Here is a 21285-nt window from a genome sequence, read left to right as displayed (position 1 = left end):
GCGAGTTGCCGCGGGTAAATAATGATGCTCCGGCCGATACCCTGGCCGGCTGAGAACAACGTGCTGGGCAGGCGATTAGCGCACCGGCACGCTCGAGGATCCGAGTCGGTCGTAGACCTTTTGCCCGCTGAACCAGGTCTGCTGTGCAGTGATCTGCGGCAGCTCTTCGAGTTGCACCTCAAACGGGTCTGCCGAGAGCATGATGAAGTCAGCGGACTTACCGATTTCCAGCGACCCGGTCAGGTCATCCAGTCCCATCGCTTTGGCGCAATTGATCGTGTAGATACGCAAGGCATCCGCCAAGGTCACGGCTTCTTCCTCCCAGAGCGTTCCGGGGAAAGCTCCGGTAGGATCCTTGCGGGTGACCAGACCGTAGATTCCCTCCCAGGCGTTCGGGGAAACGCTCACCGGCCAGTCCGAGCCGCCGGCAACTAGCGCCCCGGTGGCCAGCAAGGTCTTGTTCGGGTGCATCTTGGATGCCCGGTCGGCGGGAAGGACGAGTTTCATGGCTTCGGTAATCACCCCGGGGAACCACAATGACGGCGAGATATCGGCGGTGACTCCCAGTTCTGCAAAGCGCGGCAGGTCATCCGGGTGAATGAACTGGCCGTGGGCGATATGGTATTTCGGCTCGCCCAGACCTGCCTCGCGCACCTTCTGGACTGTGTCCAGGACCAGGCGCACCGAAGCATCGCCGGTGCAGTGGATCTTCGCGGAAATGCCCCGCCGCGCCGTGCTCATCAGCCAGCCCGCGAGTTCTTCTGGAGGCATTGTGGTGTTGCCGCAATGGCATTCAGGGAATCCCGCACCCTCCAGATACGGTTCGATGAAGGCTCCGGTCCCTGCCGGCGGAACGCCATCAAGGAAGATCTTGATGAAATCCGGGCGGTGATGAGTTGACCTGGTTTGCTCGCGCTCGGCAATGATCCCCTCGCCCAGCGGATGGGTCCCGAAAATGAAGTCATTGGCCTGCATGCTGGAAACCACCCAGGCGTGCAGATTCCCGGATTCATCGAGTTCTTTCAGGGCCTGCATGAGTTGCAAGGAGGCGGCAGCATCCTGGAAACCGGTGATGCCGTAAGAATGCAGTATTTCCATGCCCCGCGATGCCGCTTCGGCCAACTGCCAAGTCGGCGTGGGGCTCATTGATTCGCGGACCTGTTCGACAATGACCCCGCCGGCTTCCAGCAGCACGCCGGTGGCTCGGCCTTCGGCATCCCGCATGATTTCCCCGCCTTCGGGGTGAGGGGTCGCGCCGGTGATGCCCGCAAGCTCCAAGGCACGGCTGTTCACCCATCGGTTGTGCTTAGCATCATCCTTGAGCAAGGCCGGCCGGCCACCGGTGGCCTGATCCAGCCGCGCCAGTGCCTGGGGCGTATTGATCTCACTCAACAGGCCCGAACCCCAGCTGCCACCGATGACCCACTGGTCCGCAGCCAGCTTATCCGACCAGACCACGACTGCCTCCAGGAACTCGTCCAGGTTGAGAGTTGGCGGAACGTTGAGCTCGAACAGGTCCATCTGCCCGGCAAGCATGTGATGATTGTGCACGTCCATCAGCCCGGGCATGATCGTGGCCCCGTCCAGATCGATAATTTCCATTTCCGGCCCACGCAGCGCCAGCGCATCCTCTCCGAGCGCGACAATCTTTCCTGCGCGGACGGCCATCGCATTGACTATGCGTTCATGCGGATCCAGCGTATGGATGGTGCCGTTGACCAAGAGAAGGCTAGGGGCGGTGTTCACGAGTGCAATCCTTTCGAAAGATACCAATCCGGGATGGCTCTCCACGGTTCAAGAAGTGATGCACGGCATATCCCGGCCGGTGCATTCATTCTCGCAAAGTCCGCCCCAAGGGCGTTGGCTTTAAGCGCATGCTTAGTTGGCAACGCACGCCAAACTCGCTCCGGGGCTAGAAACAGGAACCACGTCCCATTTGTTCTCCCTCCGGAGCACGATTCCGGAAAGCAAACTGGCAACTTGCGCATCGCCCTTGCGACAGCCTGCCTGTTATACAAGGGTGGAAGGACGAATGCGAAAGGAGCACACCTTGAAGAAAATCCTCATGGTCCTGACCAGCGTTTCCGAAATCGGTAATGACAAGGAACCTACCGGATACAACGTCGCCGAGGCCGCACATCCATGGAAGGTGTTCCGGGATTCCGGGCACTTCGTCGACTTCGCTTCCATTAAAGGCGGACAACCCCCGCGCGACACAGTGGACCAGGACGACCCGGTCCAGGTCCAGTTCACCCAGGACGAAACGACCCGTGCCGGCTTGTACAACACCGCCAGGGTTGAAGTCGTCGACCCCGAACAGTACGACGCCGTGTACCTCGTGGGAGGCCACGGCACCATGTGGGACTTCCCCAATAATGAGGGCCTGCAAAAGCTGGTCGGCGCTATCTACAACAAGGGCGGCGTTGTCGGTGCAGTCTGCCACGGCCCGGCCGGTCTGCTCGATGTCGAGCTGCATCATGGTTTGAAACTCTTAAGTGGCAAAACCGTTGCAGCATTCACCAACGATGAAGAAGTGGCCGTAGGCAAGGACAAGATCATTCCGTTCTTCCTGGCCGACAAGCTCACCGAGCAAGGCGCCACGCATATCGCCGCCGATAACTTCGAAGAGAATGTACAAGTCTCCGAACGCCTGGTCACCGGACAGAACCCAGCTTCCGCCGCAGGTGTCGCCAAGGAAATGGAAAAGCTCTTGGCCGAAGTGATCCACCAGGAGAAGGCCGCTGAAGCCGCAGCCGCCGAGTCCGAGGCCGAGGCCGAGGCACAATGAGCTAAGCCGTAACCCAGCCCGAAATCTCATGAAAAACGCTTGGATCCGTGTAGCTTCGCGGATCCAAGCGTTTTCGACTTCTACTGGACTTTATATAACGCATTCCGTACTCCATGCAACGCCATGCACCCCTTGCCGAAAGCGTGGCTGGTGATGCAAGCAGCTTGGAAAGCGTCTCGGATTGACCCGACAATACTCGTCAATCGATTGGGTCTGGTTCGCAACCTGGCCGTCCCTGCATCGCAAAAGCCTTCTCATACAGAGTGGCGCTCTCATCCGGCCAGCCTGGATCTCGCGGAACGACACCGGTAGCAGCCCAGAGCGTCTCCCTTAGCCACTGTGCGAATCCAGCTACACGGAAGTTGCCTACAGCGCCTGCATCCCCTTCAGCATGCTCAAGCAAGACAATTGCTCGCCTCATCCCACCGAGCTCGTTCTGAATGACGTTCCACAGCTCTTCATCCTTAGTGAACACAACGTCGTAGCTGTCTTCATCTTCTTCGGGAGGCCATTCCATCATTTCGCGTTCAACCGGCAAAGACCGGGAAGCAAGGAGCTCTGGGTCGGAAATATCGTAGGCTGCAACTACACGTGCCGAGTCTACATATTCATCGATGAGGTTGCCGGCGAACCTGGAGTAGTCGAAGGTCTTGCCACCCAACGAGGTGAGAAGTGCTGCAGCTTCCGACACGCGTGGAGCAGCGCCAACCCCGTAGTGTGCACGAGCAGCCTGCAAGAGTTCTTGGTAGTCAGTCATAGTTCCCCAATTCAAGCACTATTGGTGCCGCCAACAGTAGCTGGCGGCACCAATGCTTCGTGCAAGTTCTTTCCCAGGTCGAGCTTCCGTAGAAGAGATGAATGTCAGGGGTCCGCTTGTTGGGGTGGAAGTGCCACATGTACCCTTCTTGCCTCCTCCACTGATTTCGGGTCCAACTGGCGCCTTGCCGTCCTTAGTAGCTGCAGCTAGGGATTTTGCTTTGTTCCTGGAAAGCGCCCAAACGCCGTTGCCCTTCTTGCCACGGGTGACAGCCTTGGTTTTGGCCAGGCCCTTGGCGCTGATGAAGCTCTTATTGCTCTTGCGCGTTGCCGGGTAGTAATCGCGCTACTTCGATTTGCACTTCACCAGCTGCTGCCCGTGGTGGGAGCCTTGTCGAATCAACTTCGTGCGGCTCCCATCGCCAGTACTTTCCTTGCGGTTTCTCCATGCTGATCACCCAGGGCATTCCTGGAGGACGCAGCTGAACCAGCAACCGGTATCCGCCGGGGCCTGATCCCACCGGCACCGAAAGACGAGAGCAATGGCTCTCGCCCTTCGGTACACGACTATCAGGCTCTAGAATGCCAAGCCCAGGCGATTATTTGCCGGTACTGGCAACCCGTAGTTTCCGCGAAGCGTACTCTGCTCGTATTCAGTACGGAAAAGCTTGCGCTGCTGCAAAATCGGGACTACCTGCTCCGTGAATACTTCGAGACCTGCCGGCAAGACCGGAGCCATGATATTAAATCCATCGGCCGCTCCGGCTTTGAACCAGTACTCGATCCGGTCCGCCAGCTGCTCCGGCGTACCCGAGAACGTCTGGTGTCCCCGGCCAGGACCTAGCTCCCGGATGATCTGGCGAACCGTGAGCTTCCTTCGGTAACCCAGATCCAAGATGAGATCCCTTCGGGAGGTGGATTTCTCCTTGGCCACGGTATTCTCCAGCTCGGCGGGAAGTTCTCGGTCCAGTTCAAGGATTGCCGGCTCCACATGCAACTGCTGGGCCAACGTATTCCTGGCGTATTCCGGCAGAATGAGCTCATCCAGGGAATCCGCCAATTCATTGGCTTCGGCTTCCGTGGAACCAAGGATGGGAACAATTCCTGGAAGGACTTTGACCGAATGCGCTGCTCGGCCGTTGCCTGCTGCCTTGTCTTTGATTTCCTGGTAGAAGTCCCTGGCAGACTCAAATGATTGGTGAGCGGTGAAAATGGCTTCGGCCCATCGCCCGGCGAATTCCTTGCCGGCGGCCGAAGCTCCCGCCTGGACGATCACCGGATGCCCCTGGGGCGACCGCGGGACATTGAGCGCTCCAGCAACCTGGAAGTGCTCCCCGATGTGGGCCGCGGAGTGTATCTTGCCCGGATCCGCCCAGATCCCGCTTCCCTTGTCAGCGACGACTGCATCCGGCTCCCAGGAGTCCCAGAGCTTCTTGACCACCTCCAGGAATTCCTCGGCGCGACGGTATCGTTGCGAGCTGTCCAATTGGGCGGATTGGGAGAAATTCCTCGCCGCTGCATCGCCTGCTGTGGTGACGACGTTCCAGCCCGCACGCCCATTGCTGATCACATCCAGGCTTGCAAAGCGGCGGGCAAGATTATAGGGGTCGTTGTAGCTGGTTGATGCGGTCGCTATCAGCCCAATGTGCCGGGTCAACGGGGCGATGGCAGAAAGCACTGTCACAGGGTCGAGGATTCCTGCAGGTCGTTGGGCGACCGGCCCTTGAAGCACTGGGCCGTCTGCGAAGAAGATCGCGTCGAGCTTCGCTTTCTCGGCCAGCTGCGCCAAACGGATGTAGTGGCCGATGTCCGTTCCGGCGAGGGGGTCGCTGAGCGGCAGGCGCCATGAGGATTCATGATGCCCGGTAGTCATCAAGAACGCGTTGAGAGTCAAAGTTCGTGTCATGGTTGTAGTCCCTTCGGTAGGAAGATTGTCTAGGCGCGAGCCCAGCGCGAGAAGTGGCGCTCCAGCGCTACAAGTGCTGCGTTGACCGTGAAGCCTAGGATGGCGACAGTGAGTATGGCTGCGTACATTTTCGGGATCAGGAAACTGGCTTGCGAATTGGTGATCAGGAAGCCCAGTCCAGCCTTGGCGCCGATCATTTCGGCGGCGATGAGCACCAGCACGGATGACGTTCCTGCCATCCGGACGCCGGTGAAGATGATGGGTACGGACGAGGGCAAGACAACTTTCGCGAAGATCTCGTAGCTGGTGAGCCCCAAGGTTTTTGCCGCCCTGATCAGCAAGGGATCTACGCTGCGTGCTCCAAGGATGGTGTTGAGAAGCACCGGGAAGAACGCCGCGTAGACGACAATCGATACTTTGGATACTTCGCCAATACCGAGAAGGAGCGTGAAGACCGGAAGCAACGCCAAGGCCGCGGTATTTCGGAATACCTCCAGCAACGGGTTGAGGAAATCGCCGACTTTCGAGAACCACGCGACGACCAATCCGACTGGCACGCCGATGAGGACAGCGAGCGTGAATCCTACGGCCGCCCGGCCTAGGCTTGCCAGGATGTGCGTGCCCAGATCCCCTGAGGCAATCATCTTCCCCAGTGCCTGCAGGACTTCATGCAAGGGAGGAAGAAAGACCCGGGATGATGGTTCCAGGACGAATTGCGGGACAAGCTCCCACACCAGGAGAAAACCGATGATCGCACCCGAACGGTACAGCGTTGACCGCAGTCTTCCGGCCAAACGCAGGAAAGGAGAAGGCCGGTTTGACTCCCCGGTGGAGCCCTGCAGGCGCTGGTCCGGTACGGCTAAGGTGCTCATGCTGGTACTCCTGGAGAAACGAGCGACTTGTGGCTCACCGGCGATTTGCCGGCACTGGGAGCGGACTCGTGAAGCAGCGTCCAGATGCGATGGCGGTAATCGCTGAATTGGGGAGCCGAGCGGATGTCATCAACACTGTGGCGCCCGTCGAGTTCAATGTTGATGATCTCCTTGATTCGTCCGGGTTTGGAGGACATCACCGCTACCCGCTGCCCCAGGTACACGGCTTCTTCTATGCCGTGCGTAATGAAGACAATCGTGGTTCGGGTGCGACTCCAGATATCTAGCAGCAAGTCCTGGAGTTGTTCGCGTGTTTGGGCATCCAGGGCGGCGAACGGCTCATCCATCAGCAGCACCTTGGGTTCATGGGCCAAGGCACGGGCTATGGCCACGCGTTGACGCATGCCGCCGGATAGTTCGTGGGGGTACTTGTCTTCCACACCCTGCAGGCCAACGAGTCGCAGATATTCGTTAGCGCGGATCCGCCTTCCCGATTTGTCCAGTCCCCGACCGCGACGGGCCTGGCTCTCCAGCCCCACCTCGACATTGGCCACTGCCGTGAGCCATGGGAAGAGCGCGTATTGCTGGAAGACTACTGAACGTTCCAGGCTGGGACCGGAGACCGGCTCGCCATCAACGAGAACTTCGCCCGAAGTTGGCGCGGCCAACCCGGCCAAGATATCCAGAAGAGTGGATTTGCCGCATCCGCTGGGGCCGACAAGGGTGAAGAATTCTCCGTCCTGGATCCGGAGATCCAGTGATTCAATGGCCGTGACGGCAGTATCTTCACTTGATCCGGAGCGGAGGAATTTCTTGCCCAAGTTCTTGATCTCAATGGTAGACATGCGCGATTACTGCCCTTCGTTTGCGAGGTCGTTGAATTCGTTGGTGTAGTACTCGCTGGGGGTGATTTCTCCTTCGAGAATCCCCGCGTCGTTGAGCCATTGCGCCCATCTGCTGAAGTCCTCATCTTCGATGGCTGCGTGTTCGCCCAAGCCATAGCCGTTGAAGTACTGCAGGGCTTCAACGTCGTCTCCGCGATCCCTGGATTCAACGATTGCGGTGAATCTCTTGATGACCTCTTCGCGCGGATGCGTCGAAGCCCAGTCCGCTGCTTTGGCAATGCCAGTGGCCAGGGAATGCGCTGCTTCAGGGTATTGAGCGATGAAATCATCCCGAAGGACGTACTCTCCGGCATCAAAGTTGCTGAAGACTTGCGTGTCCCTGAAAACTTCTCGCAAGCCGCCTAGCTTCACCGCATGCACTTGGGAAGCCCCGGAAAGAGCGCCAACGTCGACCTGATGGGTGCGAACGGCTTGTGCGGTGTCGGTAGGTGGCAATACGACCAGCTGCACCTGCTCGATCTCTTGCGGCGTCAGGCCTTCGGATTTCAGATAGCTGCTAACGACCGCTTCGGAATGAGCGCCCAAAGTATTGACTGCAATTGTCTTGCCAATGAGGTCCCTCGGTTCTTTGATGCCGCTGTCTTCGCTCGTGTAGAACCCGACAAAGTAGTCTGCATTGGAACCATAGGATGAGACCACCGCGGTGACAGGCGATCCAGCTTCCTGCAGCTTCACCACTGCTCCGGAGAACGCGCTGCCGATCTCGGTGGCGCCGGTGGCTGTGTTCTGGATCGCCGAGGGCCCGCTGGAGTTGTTGCCAACCCATTCCAAGGACACACCGTCAAGGTAGCCCAGGTCTTCAGCCAGCTCCGGAAGGATCACGGTATTGGCGCTTCCTTCGTAGCGGACGGTTATTGTGCCGTCAGGGTTCTCAAGATCCGTGCCGTGAGCTGACGCAGTGCATGAGGCTAAAAAGAACGCTGCTGCCGTCAGCCCCGCCGCCGTGCCCATGCTTCGAAAGTTCAACCGTTTGAAATTATTCATCCCTGTTCCCCTCTATTTCGCGCTTTTTCCGTGCTTGGTAGCCATGCAACCACTTGGGCGGCGCCTCGGAAAGGGCATGGAAAACTGGAGAAACGAGAAGAAACCTGAGGTCAAAGTGACCTTCAGGTTTCGGAAGATGTCGCGGATGGCTCATTAGCCTTAGCCCAACGGTATGTGGCTCCACAGGAAGGTCAGATACCGAGATATTCGGGGCGGAATTTAATCCGGGGAAACGTTAGCGGGAGCGTCCAAGGCCTCTCCGACGCCTGTTCCGTCATGTGCTTGCCTGCGGGATGAGCCTGGGAGAGCAGGAATTCATCCGATTCTTGCCTCTGTCGATTACTGATCTTGATTCGTGCCGGCAAATCGCGAACACATGAGCGGCGTTGCCAAGGTCCGGAGGCAAAGAAAAATCCCCGACTCCTGAAGCGGAGACGGGGAATTTCTTGCTCTGAAGCAGAGGACTACTTGCGCAGGCCCAGACGCTCGATCAGCGAACGGTAACGCTCGATGTCGGTGTTCTTCAGGTAGCCGAGCATACGACGACGACGACCAACCAGAGCCATCAGGCCACGGCGGGTGTGGTGATCATGCTTGTGCATCTTCAGGTGCTCGGTCAGGTCCGAAATACGGCGGGACATGACGGCAATCTGAACCTCAGGCGAACCGGTGTCACCCTCGTGGGTAGCGTAAGCCTTGATGATTTCGTTCTTGATAGTGGCATCCAATGCCATAACAAACTCCTAGAGTTGGACCGCGTTCATAAGTCGGTGCGAACGTCGAGACGCTCACGGCGGAAACTCGCAACCGCGGACTGCAGCGAGAACCATCGTCAATCATATCACCGACGGGTGCGCCGGCGGGACCTCCAGGCATGGGTGAGATAGGGCACCTGCACCTTTGCGTCCTGCTCGTGCCCCAGATGCTCCTGCCAATACCAGGCCAAGTTCGCTTCCACCTTGGCGCGGGTAGTTTCTGAAGACTTGCGGTAGTAGCTGCGGGATTTGGTCAGCTCGACGATCTCGTGGAAATCCAGTTCCATGGACCAATGCCAGATGCCATGCTCCGGCTTCTGGAACTGGGGTCCCAACGGCGGCTCCAGCTCCGGCCGGTGCACATCGCCGGCATGCATGATGCGTGCCAAGCGGTGAACCCAGGGAATGGCGACATCCAGCTGATTCCACAGCAGGGTGAGCCAACCGCCATCATGGAGCAATCGGGCCGCTTCGGCACTGGCTTGAGGGTGGTCCACCCAGTGCCATGCCTGGGCATAGGTCACCAGGCCAGCGCTATCGGCCTCCAAGCCGGTCGCTTCACCTGCGGCGCAGGTTACCTCGATCGCCGGCAGCCGCTTGGACAGGACCGAGAGCATTTCTGCCGATGGGTCTACGGCCCTGACTTCCAGGCCTGCACGGATGAGCTGTTCGGTGAAGATCCCCGAACCGCAGCCGATGTCAATGGCACTCACCGGTCGGTGCTGCAGCGTGAATTCCAAGGCTTCCTGCGGATAGGAAGGACGGATCTTGTCGTAGCTTTCGGCATCGGCTTGGAAAGCGGAAGCTAATTCATCGCGGCGCTGGGCGCCCACGACGAAGGCCCGCTGCGGCAATGATGGTATCTCAGCCATGATTCCTAGTGGCGTTCTATAGCCAGCACCGCACGGGCCTGGTCAACGTCCTCGGTCATCTGCTCAATGAGGGCTTCGATGCCGCGGTAGGCAACCATCGGACGCAGGTGGGAAATGAACTCAACGACAATCTGCTGTCCGTACAGATCGAAATCTTCCACGCCTTCTTCGGGGCGGTCAATCACGTGGGCTTCAACCACTCGGGAGACGCCATCGAAGGTGGGGTTCGACCCGACGGAAATTGCTGCTGGCCAACGCACCTCGGCCTCGTCGATCACCCAGCCGGCATAGACCCCATCGGCGGGGATGATGCCGGTGGCTTCGGTGTCCAGATTCGCGGTGGGAAATCCCAGCTCGCGTCCACGGGCATGGCCATGGACTACTTCTCCGCGCATGCGATGCGGCCGGCCGAGGATCGCGGCGGCAGCTTCGACATTGCCGGCGGCTAGTTCTTCACGGACCCAGGTCGAGGACAAGCGGCGCTTGTCCCCTACGTCTTCGACACCTATGACTTCAAAACCGTATTTGGTGCCCAGTTCCTGCATGTAGCTGAAGTCCCCGGAATTGCCGCGGCCAAAACGCACATCATGCCCGACCACAACGGCCACGGCATTCAGCTTCTCTACGATGATGGAGCGAACGAACTCTTCAGCGCTCTGGTCCGCGAATTCCAGGGTGTAGTGGATCATCAGCGTGGCATCCAGGCCAACGCTGGCCAAGGTGTCCACGCGGTCAGCCAGACCCATGATCAATTCAGGAGCATCATCGGGACGGTGCACCAGCGCCGGGTGCGGGTCGAAAGTGATCGCTACCGATTGAGCCGAGCGTGCTTTGGCCTGCGCGACAGCTGCATCCAGCACCTCGCAATGGCCCAGGTGGACACCATCAAAGTTGCCAATGGTCACGACAGTGGGAGCCATATCCGCGGGGACGGCATCCAAGCCCTTCCAATAGTGCACTTTGCTCCTTCAGAAATTCTGCTGCGGTGGATGGAAAACCCACCGTGGTAATTCTTGCACGTCTTTAGGCGTGACGCTCATTACGGTTACGGTACAGCCACCACAAGCCGACAATCGGCAGCACCAGTGGAACGTAGCCGTATCCTTCGCCGAAACCGCTCCACACCGACGGATGGGCGAAGTCTTCGGGGTGGGTCAGCGACAAGATGCCGACCACGATCACGCCTGCCAATTCAACGGCTACCGCCCAGAGCGAAACCAGCCAGGCACCACGCTTGGCTGAAGACAGCGAGAATGTGGCAAGGATATAGACCAGGCCAGAAAACAGCGACAGGCTGTAGGCGATCGGCGCTTCGTCGAATTTGCTCATGATCTGGTACACCGCGCGCACGCTCGCCGCCAGGGCGAGGATGCCGTACACGGCAATGATCACCCGGCCCAGTCCGGTGGACCGGCTTGGCTTGGGGGCCTTATTGGTGCTGCGCGCCTGAGCGGCCTGCATGATTCGCGAATTTCGCGGCTTTTCACCCATGTGAGTACTCCTACTGCCAGATCTGTTCCATGCGGAACACCATTACGAAGGTGACGGCGGCCGACGCGGCCAGCACGGCGTTGGACCAACGGCTCTTCTCGCTGATCGCCCAGAAGAAGGCCACCGGCGGCATGATCAGCGCTGTGATGAAGTAGCCCCAGAATTCCACCGGGTCGCCTTGCACCGCATTTCCCCCGACCTGGCGGATCGCGGCCGCGATGCCGTAGGCAATCAGGAAAAGCTCGGTGGCCACCGCACCGATCAGCGCCCAGTCATCCGGGTGCTTGCGGATAGCGGTTGCGATAACTGCCACCAGCAATGCCAGTGCGCAGACCACCGCTCCGGCGATGAAGAATCCATTGACGGCAATCAAGCCAGTTCCTTTCGGGATTACTTAGCGGTGAAGACCAAGGCCGTACGCGCCTTGTCGCCCTTGTCTTCCAGCAGTGCGACCAGCACGCCATTGGGAGCGAAAGCCGCAACGGTCTGGCCTTCGGCAATGTCCATGCCCAGATGCGAGGCGGGGATGGTGCGGCCGAAAGACAATTCCACGGCTTCGTCGACGCTGACCGTGCGGTTCGGGAACAGCGCGGCAGCAGCCTTTTCGATTGGGAGAATCTCGAATTCCCCGGCCAGCTGCTCCAGGGTGCGGGTGAGCTCGATCTTGTATGGGCCCACCTCGGTACGGCGCAGCGCCGTCAGGTGCCCGCCAACGTTCAATGCTTCGCCCAGGTCGCGGGCCAACGCCCGGATGTAGGTTCCAGAAGAGCACGATACCGTGACGTCGACGTCGAGGATCTTGCCGCCGTTTTCGCGGCGCACCTCATGGATCTCGAACCGCGAAATGGTGACCGGGCGGGCCTTGAGTTCTACCTGTTCGCCAGCGCGCACGCGAGCGTAGGAACGCTTGCCATCGACCTTGATGGCCGAGACCGAGCTCGGGATCTGCTCGATGTCTCCGCGCAGCTGGGCGATCTCGCGCTCGATGTCTTCGTCGCTGACCGCCGCGGCGATGCGCTCGGAAATGATTTCGCCTTCGGCATCGTCCGTGACGGTGTTCTGCCCCAGCCGGATGGTGGCGGTGTAGGTCTTGTCGTGGCCGACGATGTAGGTCAGCAGCCGGGTTGCCTTGTTCACGCCGATAACCAGCACGCCGGTGGCCATGGGGTCCAGGGTGCCGGCGTGGCCGACTTTCCGAGTCCCTGCAAGTCTGCGGATGCGACCGACCACATCATGGGAGGTCATTCCCTGCTCTTTGTCGACTAATACGAGGCCTGAGGCCTGCTCTTGCGTGTTCTGCCCGGCTTTACTCACGCCTTCCAGTATATGGCTTGTGCGGAGAATAAGGCTGTCGCTGGTTCCAAGCGTGGCAGATCCCACTTGCAGCCTATTTCCATGAGCCGGCAATGCTCCGGGACAGGGCCCGCCAGCCCGCGGATCCGGCAGCTTCACGGCCTGCCAGCAAGACGAAAAAAAATTTCCAAGAGAATCCAATCCGTCGGGCAACCTGCCCCGAATGCTCATTGACAACCTGATCCGCACGGACAGGAAAAGGACCGACGACATCAGTCGCGGCGAAGCAAGGAGAAAATCATGAAGCGCACATACAGCAAAGTCGCTGGAGCATTCGGGCTCATCGCAGTCGCCGCCATGGGACTGAGCGCCTGCTCGACCGGTTCGGAAACCATGGAATCGCCCACGGCGTCCGCCTCGGAAAGCAGCTCGCCCATGGCCAGCGAATCGGCAATGGATCCAGCAAGCAATCTTGTGGGCAAGGGTTGCGCGGCCTACGCCGAAGCAGTCCCGACCGGTGATGGCTCGGTAGCCGGAATGGCCCAGGATCCAGTGGCCGTCGCTGCCTCGAACAACCCGCTGCTGACCACCCTGACTTCTGCAGTCTCCGGTGAGCTGAATCCTGATGTCGATCTCGTCGATACCCTCAATGGCGGCGAATTCACCGTCTTCGCACCGGTTGACGACGCCTTCGCGGCAATCCCGAAGGATGACCTGTCCGCAGTTGCCAAGGATGCCGACACCCTGACCAGCATCCTGACCTACCACGTCGTTTCCGGCCAGATTGCACCAGATGATCTTCCCGGAACCCACGCAACGGTCCAGGGCGAAGAGGTGGAAGTCACCGGTAGCGGCGACGATCTGGAAGTCAACGGGGCTTCGGTCATCTGCGGCGGCGTGCAGACCGCCAACGCAACCGTGTACCTGGTGGACACCGTCCTGATGCCACCGGCAAAGAAGTAGTATCGCCAGAATCATCAAAGCCGCTGGCATGAAGGTGGTGCATGGAATACCTTCCAGGCATCACCTTCGCCGGTGCAACGGGAACCTGGTTCCCTTGGACGGATCTTTTCGCAAAACGCCACGCCACAGCAGATAGCCGCTTAGCCACAGATGCATGAGACCCTAGGATTCATGAGTTCCAATAGACTCGATGCCATGGAAGACGATTCCGTGAAAACGCCAGACGTCCTGCTGCAACAGGTCGCGCTGGGAGATGAATCTGCCTTCGAATCGCTCTATGATGCCATGGCTTCACGGGTCTTCGGACTCGTGCTGCGGGTGCTTCGCGATAATGCACAGAGCGAAGAAGTCACCCAGGAAGTGTTTGTCGAAGCGTGGCAACAGGCAAGGCGCTTTGCTCCGGCGCGTGGCACGGCAGCATCATGGCTGCTGACTATTGCCCACCGCCGGGCCGTCGACCGGGTGCGAGCAAGCCAAGCGAGCCAGGACCGGGATTTGCGCGTTGGAATCAAGGAATTCCAGGACAGCTACGACGACGTGGAAGAGAATGCCATCTTGCACGACGAGACCATGCGCGTAGCCCAAGCCCTGCAGCGGCTCACCGCCCCGCAACGCGAGGCGATACACCTGGCCTACTTCGGCGGATACACCCACACGGAAGTCGCAGAGCTGCTGAAAATACCGGTGGGAACCGCGAAAACGCGAATACGCGATGGAATGGGCAAACTTCGAGAACTGATGGGAGCGGCGTAATGGACAAGCACGAGAACGAGCTGACCGACAGCTTCGCCCTGGATGCTCTGGAAGACAAGGAACGCGAAGCCCTCCAGCATGGGGGTCCCGACTCTGCCCAGGCACGCCGGGAACTGGATGCCCTGCAGGAAACTGCTGGACTGCTCGGCTTGTCAGCGCAACCGGTCAATCCTCCGGCCCGGCTGAAGAACAACATCATGGCCGCTATCCGCACTACCGAGCAATTGGCACCTGTGCAGGAGACGGCCCTCGATCACGACGGCGCCCAGGCACAGGACCCAATAGCTCCTGCTGAACCAGCTGCTCCTGCTGAACGGGAAACCGAAACCGCTGCAACGCACCAGGCCCCGCAAGCTGGCGCAGAACGCGGCCCGCAGCGCTTCTTCGCCTTGGCCGCCGGCGTCCTGCTGCTCGCAGCGGTGGCTCTGGGCGGCTTGGCCATCAACCAGAATTCCCAGCAGCGCGAGCTGGAAAGCCAGATGGCCGCCATGGCCTCGCATCAAGAAGAGCTCAGCCGCATCCTGGCTGCCCCAGATGCCAAGTCGAAAACGCAGACACTGGACGACGGCGCGCGAATCACGCTGTCCTATTCTGCCGACGAAGGCCTGATGGCGGTGTCCACCTCGGGCATGCCAGCCTTGTCCAGCGACAAGGGCTACGAGCTGTGGCTGATCTCGGCAGAAGGGGCGGTTCCTGCGGGAATGCTCACCGGCGGCGATGCCAACGGCATGATCATGGTTTCGGATCCAATGAAGGGCATCACCCACTTCGGGATCACGGTCGAGCCGGCCACCGGCTCCCCGGCTCCGACAACAGACCCCATCATGGTCCAATCGCTGTGAGCGTGCGGAAGTTCTTGTAGCCTGTTCCAATCCGCAATGCTGCCCGTTCCGAAAACACTGTGAGAAGTTGTTCCCCCTGCATTCTGCAGGGGAACATGGACCGCAACGCATGAGGTGAGTGGCAGTGGGCATTTGGCAGAAGCGCAGCAGCAGTAAACTCGTATTCCACGCGGTGGCTGGAATTTGCTCGGCCGCAATCATGTTTGCCGTGGCCCAATTCGCCTCGGCATTTTTCAACAATGCATCCTCGCCGTTTTTCGCGCTGGGTTCAGCCATCATCGACCTGACTCCCCCATGGCTCAAGGACTTCGCCATCGCGACCTTCGGGACCAATGACAAGTTGGCGTTATTCATTTCCATCGGTGCAGCCGCCGCAGTCCTGGCGGCGATGATCGGCCTGATCGCCAAGCGAAGTTTTGCGCTGGCCTGTACGGCCATCATCGGCTTGGCCGTGCTGCTCTCCAGTGCCGTGGCCGCTCGTGCTTCCACCAGCCTGCTGGATATCATCCCGACGGTACTGGGCGCGATCGCCGGTATAGGGCTTCTGCAGTGGCTGACCCGGCTGGCTGCGGCCGCGGCCCCTAGGCAGGACGAGGGCGCCACCGCGACGGGTCCAAGCCGCAGGAAGTTCTTGATAGGCGCAGCCCTGTCCCTGGCCGCCGCGGCCGTCTCCACCGGTGTTTCCACCTCGCTGTCGGCATCGCGGAATATGGCCGCCGCCGCACGCAAGGCCTTGCGCCTGCCTGCGGCCCGGACCAAGGCGGAACCCCTGCCCGAAGGGGTGCAGGTAGAAGTAGCGGACATGCCCCGCTTCGTGACTCCCAACCAGGATTTCTACCGCATCGATACCGCGCTTTCGGTGCCGCAGATCGACCCGAACCAGTGGTCGCTGCGCGTGCACGGCATGGTGGAGAAGGAATTCACCGTGAACTTCGACGAACTGCTGGGCGAAGAACTCGTGGAAACCTATCTGACGCTCACTTGTGTGTCCAATCCCGTCGGCGGCGATCTGGTAGGCAACGCGAAATGGCTGGGCTACCCGCTGCGTAAGCTGCTGGAGCGCGCGGTTCCGCAGGCCGGCGCGGATATGGTGCTTTCGACTTCGCATGACGGTTTCAGCGCCTCCACCCCGCTCCAAGCGCTCACCGACGACCGGATGGCTTTGCTGGCCATCGGCATGAACGGCGAGCCGCTGCCTTTCGAGCATGGTTTCCCGGTGCGCATGGTGGTGCCAGGTCTCTACGGCTACGTGTCGGCCACCAAATGGGTGGTCGATTTGGAAGTGACGCGGTTCCAGGACAAGGCGGCCTACTGGACTACTCGCGGCTGGTCCGAACGCGGTCCAATCAAGATGTCTTCCCGCATCGATACCCCTCGCCCGTTCGCCCAGGTGCCTGCCGGAGAAGTCGTCTTGGGCGGAACTGCATGGGCGCAGACCCGGGGCATTTCGCGTGTGCAGGTGCAGATCGATGACGGACCGTGGGCAGATGCCCAACTGGCGACCGAAGCCTCGTTGGATACCTGGCGGCAGTGGCGCTTCGTATGGAAGGACGCAGCACCCGGAACGCACTCGGCAACCGTCCGCGCCTATGATGCACAGGGCAAGCTGCAGACCAGCGAGAAAGCCAACCCGGTGCCCAATGGCGCCAGCGGCTGGCAGCGCCTGCAATTCACCGTGCAGTAGCTCCGGGGCACCAGTGGGTTGTTCACACTGCTGCCGACTGCGACCGGGGCTGGCTGGCCTGTTGGGCGCCGCCTTTGGCTTAGCTCCTGGCTCAGCGGGCATGGCCCCGGCAGGCTAGTGGCTGCGCAGCGTCTTGATGGCCTTCTCGACCCGGCGCGTCCTGGTGTCCTCGCCGCGGGCAGCCACGATGGGGTCCACGTGGCCGCGCTGCTTGCTGTAGGACAGCTTGTTCCAGGCGTCCAGCAGCTCTGGCTCGGCGGAGAGCAGCACGGCCAGCGGTTCGGGGATTTCGACGGTGCGCGGTTCCTCGTCCAGCTCGAGTTTCACGCTGATTTCATCGCCCGCACCCTTGCCCGTGGCAGCACGGGTCTCGGAGCTGAAGGAAATGAGGAACTGCCCGTGCATGGAGGAAATGCTGTTCCGGTACGTGTAGTCCCCGTCAATGCACACGATGACCGGCACGCGCTTGCCGCGGCCGAATCCGAGCACGATGCCATCGGGAACCACGATACCCACGTTGTTCCCGCCGGTTGCGCTCAATGTTGTGGTGAATTCTGGCATGTGCTGCACCTTTGGTCGGATCCGGCGGTTTCTGATCACGCTATCCCACCATCTTCCCGGCGACCAGCCTTCGGCAGGGATTCGCGCTTCGCTGTGAGGGTAATCGAGGCCAACGCACAACGCCCCGGCCAGCACGCAATGCGTGCTGGCCGGGGCGTTGGTCCAGTCAGGATGAAGCCCAGAAGCCCTTAGGCTTCTTCGGCGTCCTCGTCCTTCTTGTACGGGTCCTGGTCTCCGGCGAAGTCCTTGCCTTCGCGCAGAGCTGCAACCTCGGCGTCCTTCTCGCGGGCCTTGGCCAGCAATTCCTCCAGGTGCGAGGCACCCTCGGGGATTTCGTCGGCGACGAATGCCAGCGTCGGGGTCAGGCGGATGGTCAGATTGCGGCCCAATTCCTTGCGCAGGGCACCACCACGCTTTTCCAGCATGGTGGCGATGTCCTTCTTCATCTCGTCATCGCCAAAGACGGTGTAGTACACCGTCGCGTGCTGCAGGTCGTTGGTGACGCGAGCGTCGGTCACGGTGACGTTGTCAATGCGCTCGTCCTTGATGACGTTGCGCAGCGACTGGGCCATGAGGACCTGTACGCGCTTAGCCAGGCGTGCGGCGCGGGCTGAATCAGCCATGGTTTTCTCCTAATGGTTCAAAACTCGTGGGCGCTTGACCAAAGCTTATCGGTCAAACGCCCACGAATCAGTGAGTCACACTGCTAATTGCTTGTCGGCAATTAGTCGCGTGGCTTTTCGCGCATCTCGAAGGTCTCGATGATGTCGCCTTCCTTGATGTCGTTGAACGACCCCAGACCGATACCGCATTCGAAGCCCTCGCGGACCTCGGTGACATCGTCCTTTTCGCGGCGCAGCGAATCGATGTTCAGGTTGTCGCCCACGACGTTGCCGTCGCGTACCAGGCGAGCCTTGGTGTTGCGCTTGATGGTGCCCGAGCGGATGATCGAACCGGCAATGTTGCCGAACTTCGAGGAGCGGAAGACCATGCGGATCTCGGCGGTGCCGAGGGCCACTTCTTCGAACTCCGGCTTGAGCATGCCCTTGAGCGCATTCTCGATGTCGTCGATAGCGGAGTAGATGACCGAGTAGAAGCGCATGTCGACGCCCTCCTTGTCGGCCAGTTCTGCCACGCGCTCGGCTGGGCGGACGTTGAAGCCAATGATGATGGCGTTGTCCACGGTTGCCAAGTTGACGTCGTTCTGGGTGATCGCACCGACACCGCGGTGGATCACGCGCAGCTGCACATCGTCGCCGACCTCGATCTTCATCAGCGAGTCTTCCAGTGCTTCAACAGCACCGGAAGCGTCACCCTTGAGGATCAGGTTCAGGGTATCGATCTTGCCATCGGCAACAGCCTTGTCGAAGTCTTCCAAGGTGATGCGCTTGCGGCGCTTGGCCAGCATTGCGTTGCGCTCTGCGGTTTCGCGCTTGTCAGCGATCTGGCGGGCGGTGCGCTCGTCTTCGGTGATCAGGAAGCCGTCGCCAGCACGCGGGACCGAGGACATGCCCAGGACCTGTACCGGACGCGATGGCAGTGCCACGTCGAGGTTTTCGCCGTTCTCGTTGAACATTGCACGCACGCGGCCGTGGGCGGTGCCCACCACCATGGTGTCGCCAACGCAGAGGGTACCGGACTGGACCAGGACGGTAACAACCGAACCGCGGCCCTTATCCAGGTTCGCTTCAATGGCCACGCCACGAGCGGACTTGTCCGGGTTGGCCTTGAGCTCAAGCACGTCCGAGGTCAGCAGGACAGCGTCCAGCAGCTCGTCGATGCCCTGCTTCTGCAGTGCCGAAACCTTCACGAACATGGTGTCGCCACCGTATTCTTCTGGAACCAAACCGTATTCGGTCAGCTGGCCCATGACCTTGTCAGGGTTGGCGCCTTCCTTATCGATCTTGTTCACAGCGACGATGATCGGCACGCGGGCAGCCTGTGCGTGGTTCAGTGCTTCCACGGTCTGCGGCATGACGCCGTCATCCGCGGCGACAACCAGCACGGCCACGTCAGTGACCTCGGCACCACGGGCACGCATGGCGGTGAACGCCTCGTGGCCCGGGGTATCGATGAAGGTCATTGCGCGATCGCGGCCCTCATGGATGTGGTTGATCTGGTACGCACCGATGTGCTGGGTGATGCCGCCATGCTCGCCCTCGATAACGTTCGACTTGCGGATAGCATCCAGCAGTCGGGTCTTACCGTGGTCGACGTGGCCCATGATGGTGATGACTGGGGCGCGCTCTTCAAGCACGTCTTCGCCTTCAGCCTCAAGTTCGGCATCCAGGTCCAGGCCGAAGCCTTCGAGCAGTTCCTTGTCTTCGTCCTCAGGGGAGACGACAAGCACCTTGTAGCCCAGCTCTTCGCCGAGCACCTCGAAGGTTGCCTCATCCAGCGACTGGGTGGCGGTAGCCATTTCACCGAGGTGGAACAGTACGGTCACCAGTGCTGCTGGGTTCGCGCCAATCTTGTCAGCGAAGTCGGTGATCGACGCGCCGCGGCGCAGACGGATCTCGGTGTCGCCGTTGCCGCGTGGAACATTCACGCCGCCCAATGACGGAGCACTCATCTGCTCCAATTCCTGGCGCTTTGCGCGCTTGGACTTGCGCTGCTTGCCGCGACCGGCGCCTCCCTTGCCGAAAGCACCGCCAACGCCACCGCGACCGCGTGGTGCACCTGGGCGGAAGCCGCCACCGGTACCGCTGCCGCCACCGCTGCCGCCACCTGGGCGACCGCGGCCGCCGGCACCTGCACCTGGACGTCCGCCGCCTGCTGGCGCTGGACGATCGGTGCGGTTAGGCATCATGCGCGGGGTTGCAGTGGTACCTGCGCCAGCACCTGGGCGTGGACCGCCGGCACCTGCTGGGCGTGGGCCACCTGCGCCGGCTGGGCGTGGAGCGCCCTGGCCTGCTGGGCGTGGACCGCCGGCACCTGCTGGACGTGGACCGCGCTGGCCGTCACGTGCCGGACGTGGACCGCCCTGGCCGTCACGAGCCGGACGTGGACCGCCGGCACCTGCTGGGCGTGGACCGCGCTGGCCGTCGCGTGGTGGGCGAGGACCGCCCTGGCCGCCTTCGCCGCGCATACCCTGCTGCGAGGAGAACGGGTTGTTGCCTGGGCGTGGACCGCCCGGACGAGGTGCGCCTGGACGTGGGGCACGACCGCCTTCGCGGTTGCCGCCACCACGGCGTTCGCCGGACTCAGCGCCGCGCATACCCTGCTGGGAAGAGAACGGGCTGTTGCCTGGGCGTGGAGCGCCTGGCTTCGGAGCTGGCTTGGCACCTGGCTTCGGTGCCGGGGCTGCACCTGGCAATGGAGCGCCAGGGGTTGCCTTCGCGACCGGAGCTGCAGGCGCCGCAGGTGCGGCTGGGGCTGCAGGAGCCGGAGCTGCCGCAGCTGGCTTAACGCCTGGCTTCGGGGCCGAGGCACCTGGGGTAGCAGCCGGCTTGGAAGCCGACTTCGGTGCTCCAGGGGTCGCTGGCTTGGCGGCGGCTGGCTTGGCAGCAGCTGCTGGCTTAGCGGCACCGTTGGAACCTGGGAATGCGTCGCGCAGCTTGCGCGCTACTGGCGGTTCAACGGTCGAGGATGCCGAGCGAACGAATTCGCCCATGTCCTGCAACTTGGTTAGTGCTTCTTTTGAAGTGATTCCGAGCTCTTTAGCGAGCTCGTGAACGCGGGGTTTAGCCACATCTCTCCTGTGTCGATGTGATCTGCTCAAACCCCGGTATCAAAAGATAAATCTTTAGATCAGCGGTCTGGCAGATCAGCTGTGTAATTCGTGAAATTCTTCCGTCGCACGGTGGATCACGCAGAACTGATTGTTCATCGTTGTGCGCTCAGCATTGCCGACTCATCGG

21 protein-coding genes are annotated in these 21285 nt (G+C 60.7%); 6 read left to right on the top strand and 15 right to left on the bottom strand.

Annotated features, from left to right (window positions below; all coding sequences use genetic code 11):
- Positions 1-75 precede the first annotated feature (75 nt).
- Positions 76-1746, bottom strand: a complete 1671-nt coding sequence (locus M2368_RS08355) for an amidohydrolase (RefSeq protein WP_498724334.1) — start codon at positions 1744-1746, stop codon at positions 76-78.
- Positions 1747-2050: 304 nt separating this feature from the next.
- Between M2368_RS08355 and M2368_RS08350 the strand changes: the two genes are divergently transcribed.
- Positions 2051-2788, top strand: coding sequence for a type 1 glutamine amidotransferase domain-containing protein (locus tag M2368_RS08350; protein ID WP_402741683.1), 738 nt, complete (start codon positions 2051-2053; stop codon positions 2786-2788).
- Between the two features lie 199 nt (positions 2789-2987).
- Here the strand turns inward: M2368_RS08350 and M2368_RS08345 are convergent, their stop codons facing one another.
- The 5 genes from M2368_RS08345 to M2368_RS08325 form a co-directional block, all read right to left on the bottom strand.
- Entirely contained in the window at positions 2988-3545 is a 558-nt protein-coding gene (locus tag M2368_RS08345) for a hypothetical protein (protein ID WP_105658233.1), read from the bottom strand.
- Positions 3546-4121: 576 nt separating this feature from the next.
- Positions 4122-5450: an LLM class flavin-dependent oxidoreductase gene (locus tag M2368_RS08340; protein ID WP_426735088.1), complete on the bottom strand. Its 1329-nt coding sequence runs from the start codon at positions 5448-5450 to the stop codon at positions 4122-4124.
- A 29-nt stretch (positions 5451-5479) separates the two neighbouring features.
- A complete protein-coding gene (locus M2368_RS08335; protein WP_105658236.1) occupies positions 5480-6322 on the bottom strand; it encodes an ABC transporter permease in 843 nt (280 codons plus the stop codon).
- Positions 6319-7167, bottom strand: coding sequence for an ABC transporter ATP-binding protein (locus M2368_RS08330; protein WP_105658237.1), 849 nt, complete (start codon positions 7165-7167; stop codon positions 6319-6321). The genes M2368_RS08335 and M2368_RS08330 overlap by 4 nt, the downstream gene beginning before the upstream one ends.
- Before the next feature lie 6 nt (positions 7168-7173).
- Complete coding sequence (locus M2368_RS08325) at positions 7174-8049, bottom strand: ABC transporter substrate-binding protein (RefSeq protein ID WP_166650649.1); 876 nt, start codon at positions 8047-8049, stop codon at positions 7174-7176.
- Between the two features lie 76 nt (positions 8050-8125).
- Between M2368_RS08325 and M2368_RS08320 the strand changes: the two genes are divergently transcribed.
- Positions 8126-8368, top strand: coding sequence for a hypothetical protein (locus tag M2368_RS08320; protein WP_498724333.1), 243 nt, complete (start codon positions 8126-8128; stop codon positions 8366-8368).
- Positions 8369-8675: 307 nt separating this feature from the next.
- Here the strand turns inward: M2368_RS08320 and rpsO are convergent, their stop codons facing one another.
- The 6 genes from rpsO to truB all read right to left on the bottom strand — a co-directional run bounded on the left by rpsO (position 8676) and on the right by truB (position 12643).
- Positions 8676-8945 (bottom strand): 30S ribosomal protein S15, encoded by a 270-nt coding sequence (rpsO, locus tag M2368_RS08315; RefSeq protein ID WP_013348393.1) that lies wholly within the window; start codon positions 8943-8945, stop codon positions 8676-8678.
- Positions 8946-9052: 107 nt separating this feature from the next.
- Positions 9053-9838 (bottom strand): class I SAM-dependent methyltransferase, encoded by a 786-nt coding sequence (locus M2368_RS08310; RefSeq protein ID WP_105661835.1) that lies wholly within the window; start codon positions 9836-9838, stop codon positions 9053-9055.
- Between the two features lie 5 nt (positions 9839-9843).
- The gene (locus M2368_RS08305) at positions 9844-10797 is read right to left on the bottom strand and encodes a bifunctional riboflavin kinase/FAD synthetase (protein WP_105657289.1); all 954 of its coding nucleotides are present in this window, start codon (positions 10795-10797) and stop codon (positions 9844-9846) included.
- A gap of 64 nt (positions 10798-10861) precedes the next feature.
- Positions 10862-11329 carry a hypothetical protein gene (locus M2368_RS08300; protein WP_181148828.1) on the bottom strand — a complete coding sequence of 156 codons (468 nt, stop codon included), beginning with the start codon at positions 11327-11329 and terminating at the stop codon, positions 10862-10864.
- A 10-nt stretch (positions 11330-11339) separates the two neighbouring features.
- Complete coding sequence (locus M2368_RS08295; RefSeq protein WP_105657288.1) at positions 11340-11702, bottom strand: hypothetical protein; 363 nt, start codon at positions 11700-11702, stop codon at positions 11340-11342.
- Positions 11703-11719: 17 nt separating this feature from the next.
- A complete protein-coding gene (gene truB / locus M2368_RS08290; RefSeq protein WP_105661834.1) occupies positions 11720-12643 on the bottom strand; it encodes a tRNA pseudouridine(55) synthase TruB in 924 nt (307 codons plus the stop codon).
- A 279-nt stretch (positions 12644-12922) separates the two neighbouring features.
- Between truB and M2368_RS08285 the strand changes: the two genes are divergently transcribed.
- From M2368_RS08285 to M2368_RS08270, 4 genes are all read left to right on the top strand, one after another.
- Positions 12923-13585 carry a fasciclin domain-containing protein gene (locus tag M2368_RS08285; RefSeq protein WP_105657286.1) on the top strand — a complete coding sequence of 221 codons (663 nt, stop codon included), beginning with the start codon at positions 12923-12925 and terminating at the stop codon, positions 13583-13585.
- A gap of 171 nt (positions 13586-13756) precedes the next feature.
- The gene (gene sigK / locus M2368_RS08280; protein ID WP_286134598.1) at positions 13757-14338 is read left to right on the top strand and encodes an ECF RNA polymerase sigma factor SigK; all 582 of its coding nucleotides are present in this window, start codon (positions 13757-13759) and stop codon (positions 14336-14338) included.
- Positions 14338-15180 carry an anti-sigma factor gene (locus M2368_RS08275; RefSeq protein ID WP_105657284.1) on the top strand — a complete coding sequence of 281 codons (843 nt, stop codon included), beginning with the start codon at positions 14338-14340 and terminating at the stop codon, positions 15178-15180. The genes sigK and M2368_RS08275 overlap by 1 nt, the downstream gene beginning before the upstream one ends.
- A 199-nt stretch (positions 15181-15379) precedes the next feature.
- Positions 15380-16864, top strand: a complete 1485-nt coding sequence (locus M2368_RS08270) for a molybdopterin-dependent oxidoreductase (RefSeq protein WP_105661832.1) — start codon at positions 15380-15382, stop codon at positions 16862-16864.
- Between the two features lie 114 nt (positions 16865-16978).
- Here M2368_RS08270 and M2368_RS08265 read toward each other — a convergent pair whose 3' ends face one another.
- The 3 genes from M2368_RS08265 to infB all read right to left on the bottom strand — a co-directional run bounded on the left by M2368_RS08265 (position 16979) and on the right by infB (position 21116).
- Complete coding sequence (locus tag M2368_RS08265; RefSeq protein WP_105657283.1) at positions 16979-17425, bottom strand: YdeI/OmpD-associated family protein; 447 nt, start codon at positions 17423-17425, stop codon at positions 16979-16981.
- A 188-nt stretch (positions 17426-17613) separates the two neighbouring features.
- Positions 17614-18048: a 30S ribosome-binding factor RbfA gene (rbfA, locus tag M2368_RS08260; protein WP_105657282.1), complete on the bottom strand. Its 435-nt coding sequence runs from the start codon at positions 18046-18048 to the stop codon at positions 17614-17616.
- Between the two features lie 101 nt (positions 18049-18149).
- Complete coding sequence (gene infB, locus M2368_RS08255; protein WP_105661831.1) at positions 18150-21116, bottom strand: translation initiation factor IF-2; 2967 nt, start codon at positions 21114-21116, stop codon at positions 18150-18152.
- Positions 21117-21285 lie beyond the last annotated feature (169 nt).

Source organism: Arthrobacter sp. JUb119 (assembly GCF_024807995.1).
GTDB lineage: Bacteria > Actinomycetota > Actinomycetes > Actinomycetales > Micrococcaceae > Glutamicibacter.
Note: the sequence above shows the minus strand (reverse complement) of the source record. Positions and strands in the feature narration are given on the sequence as shown.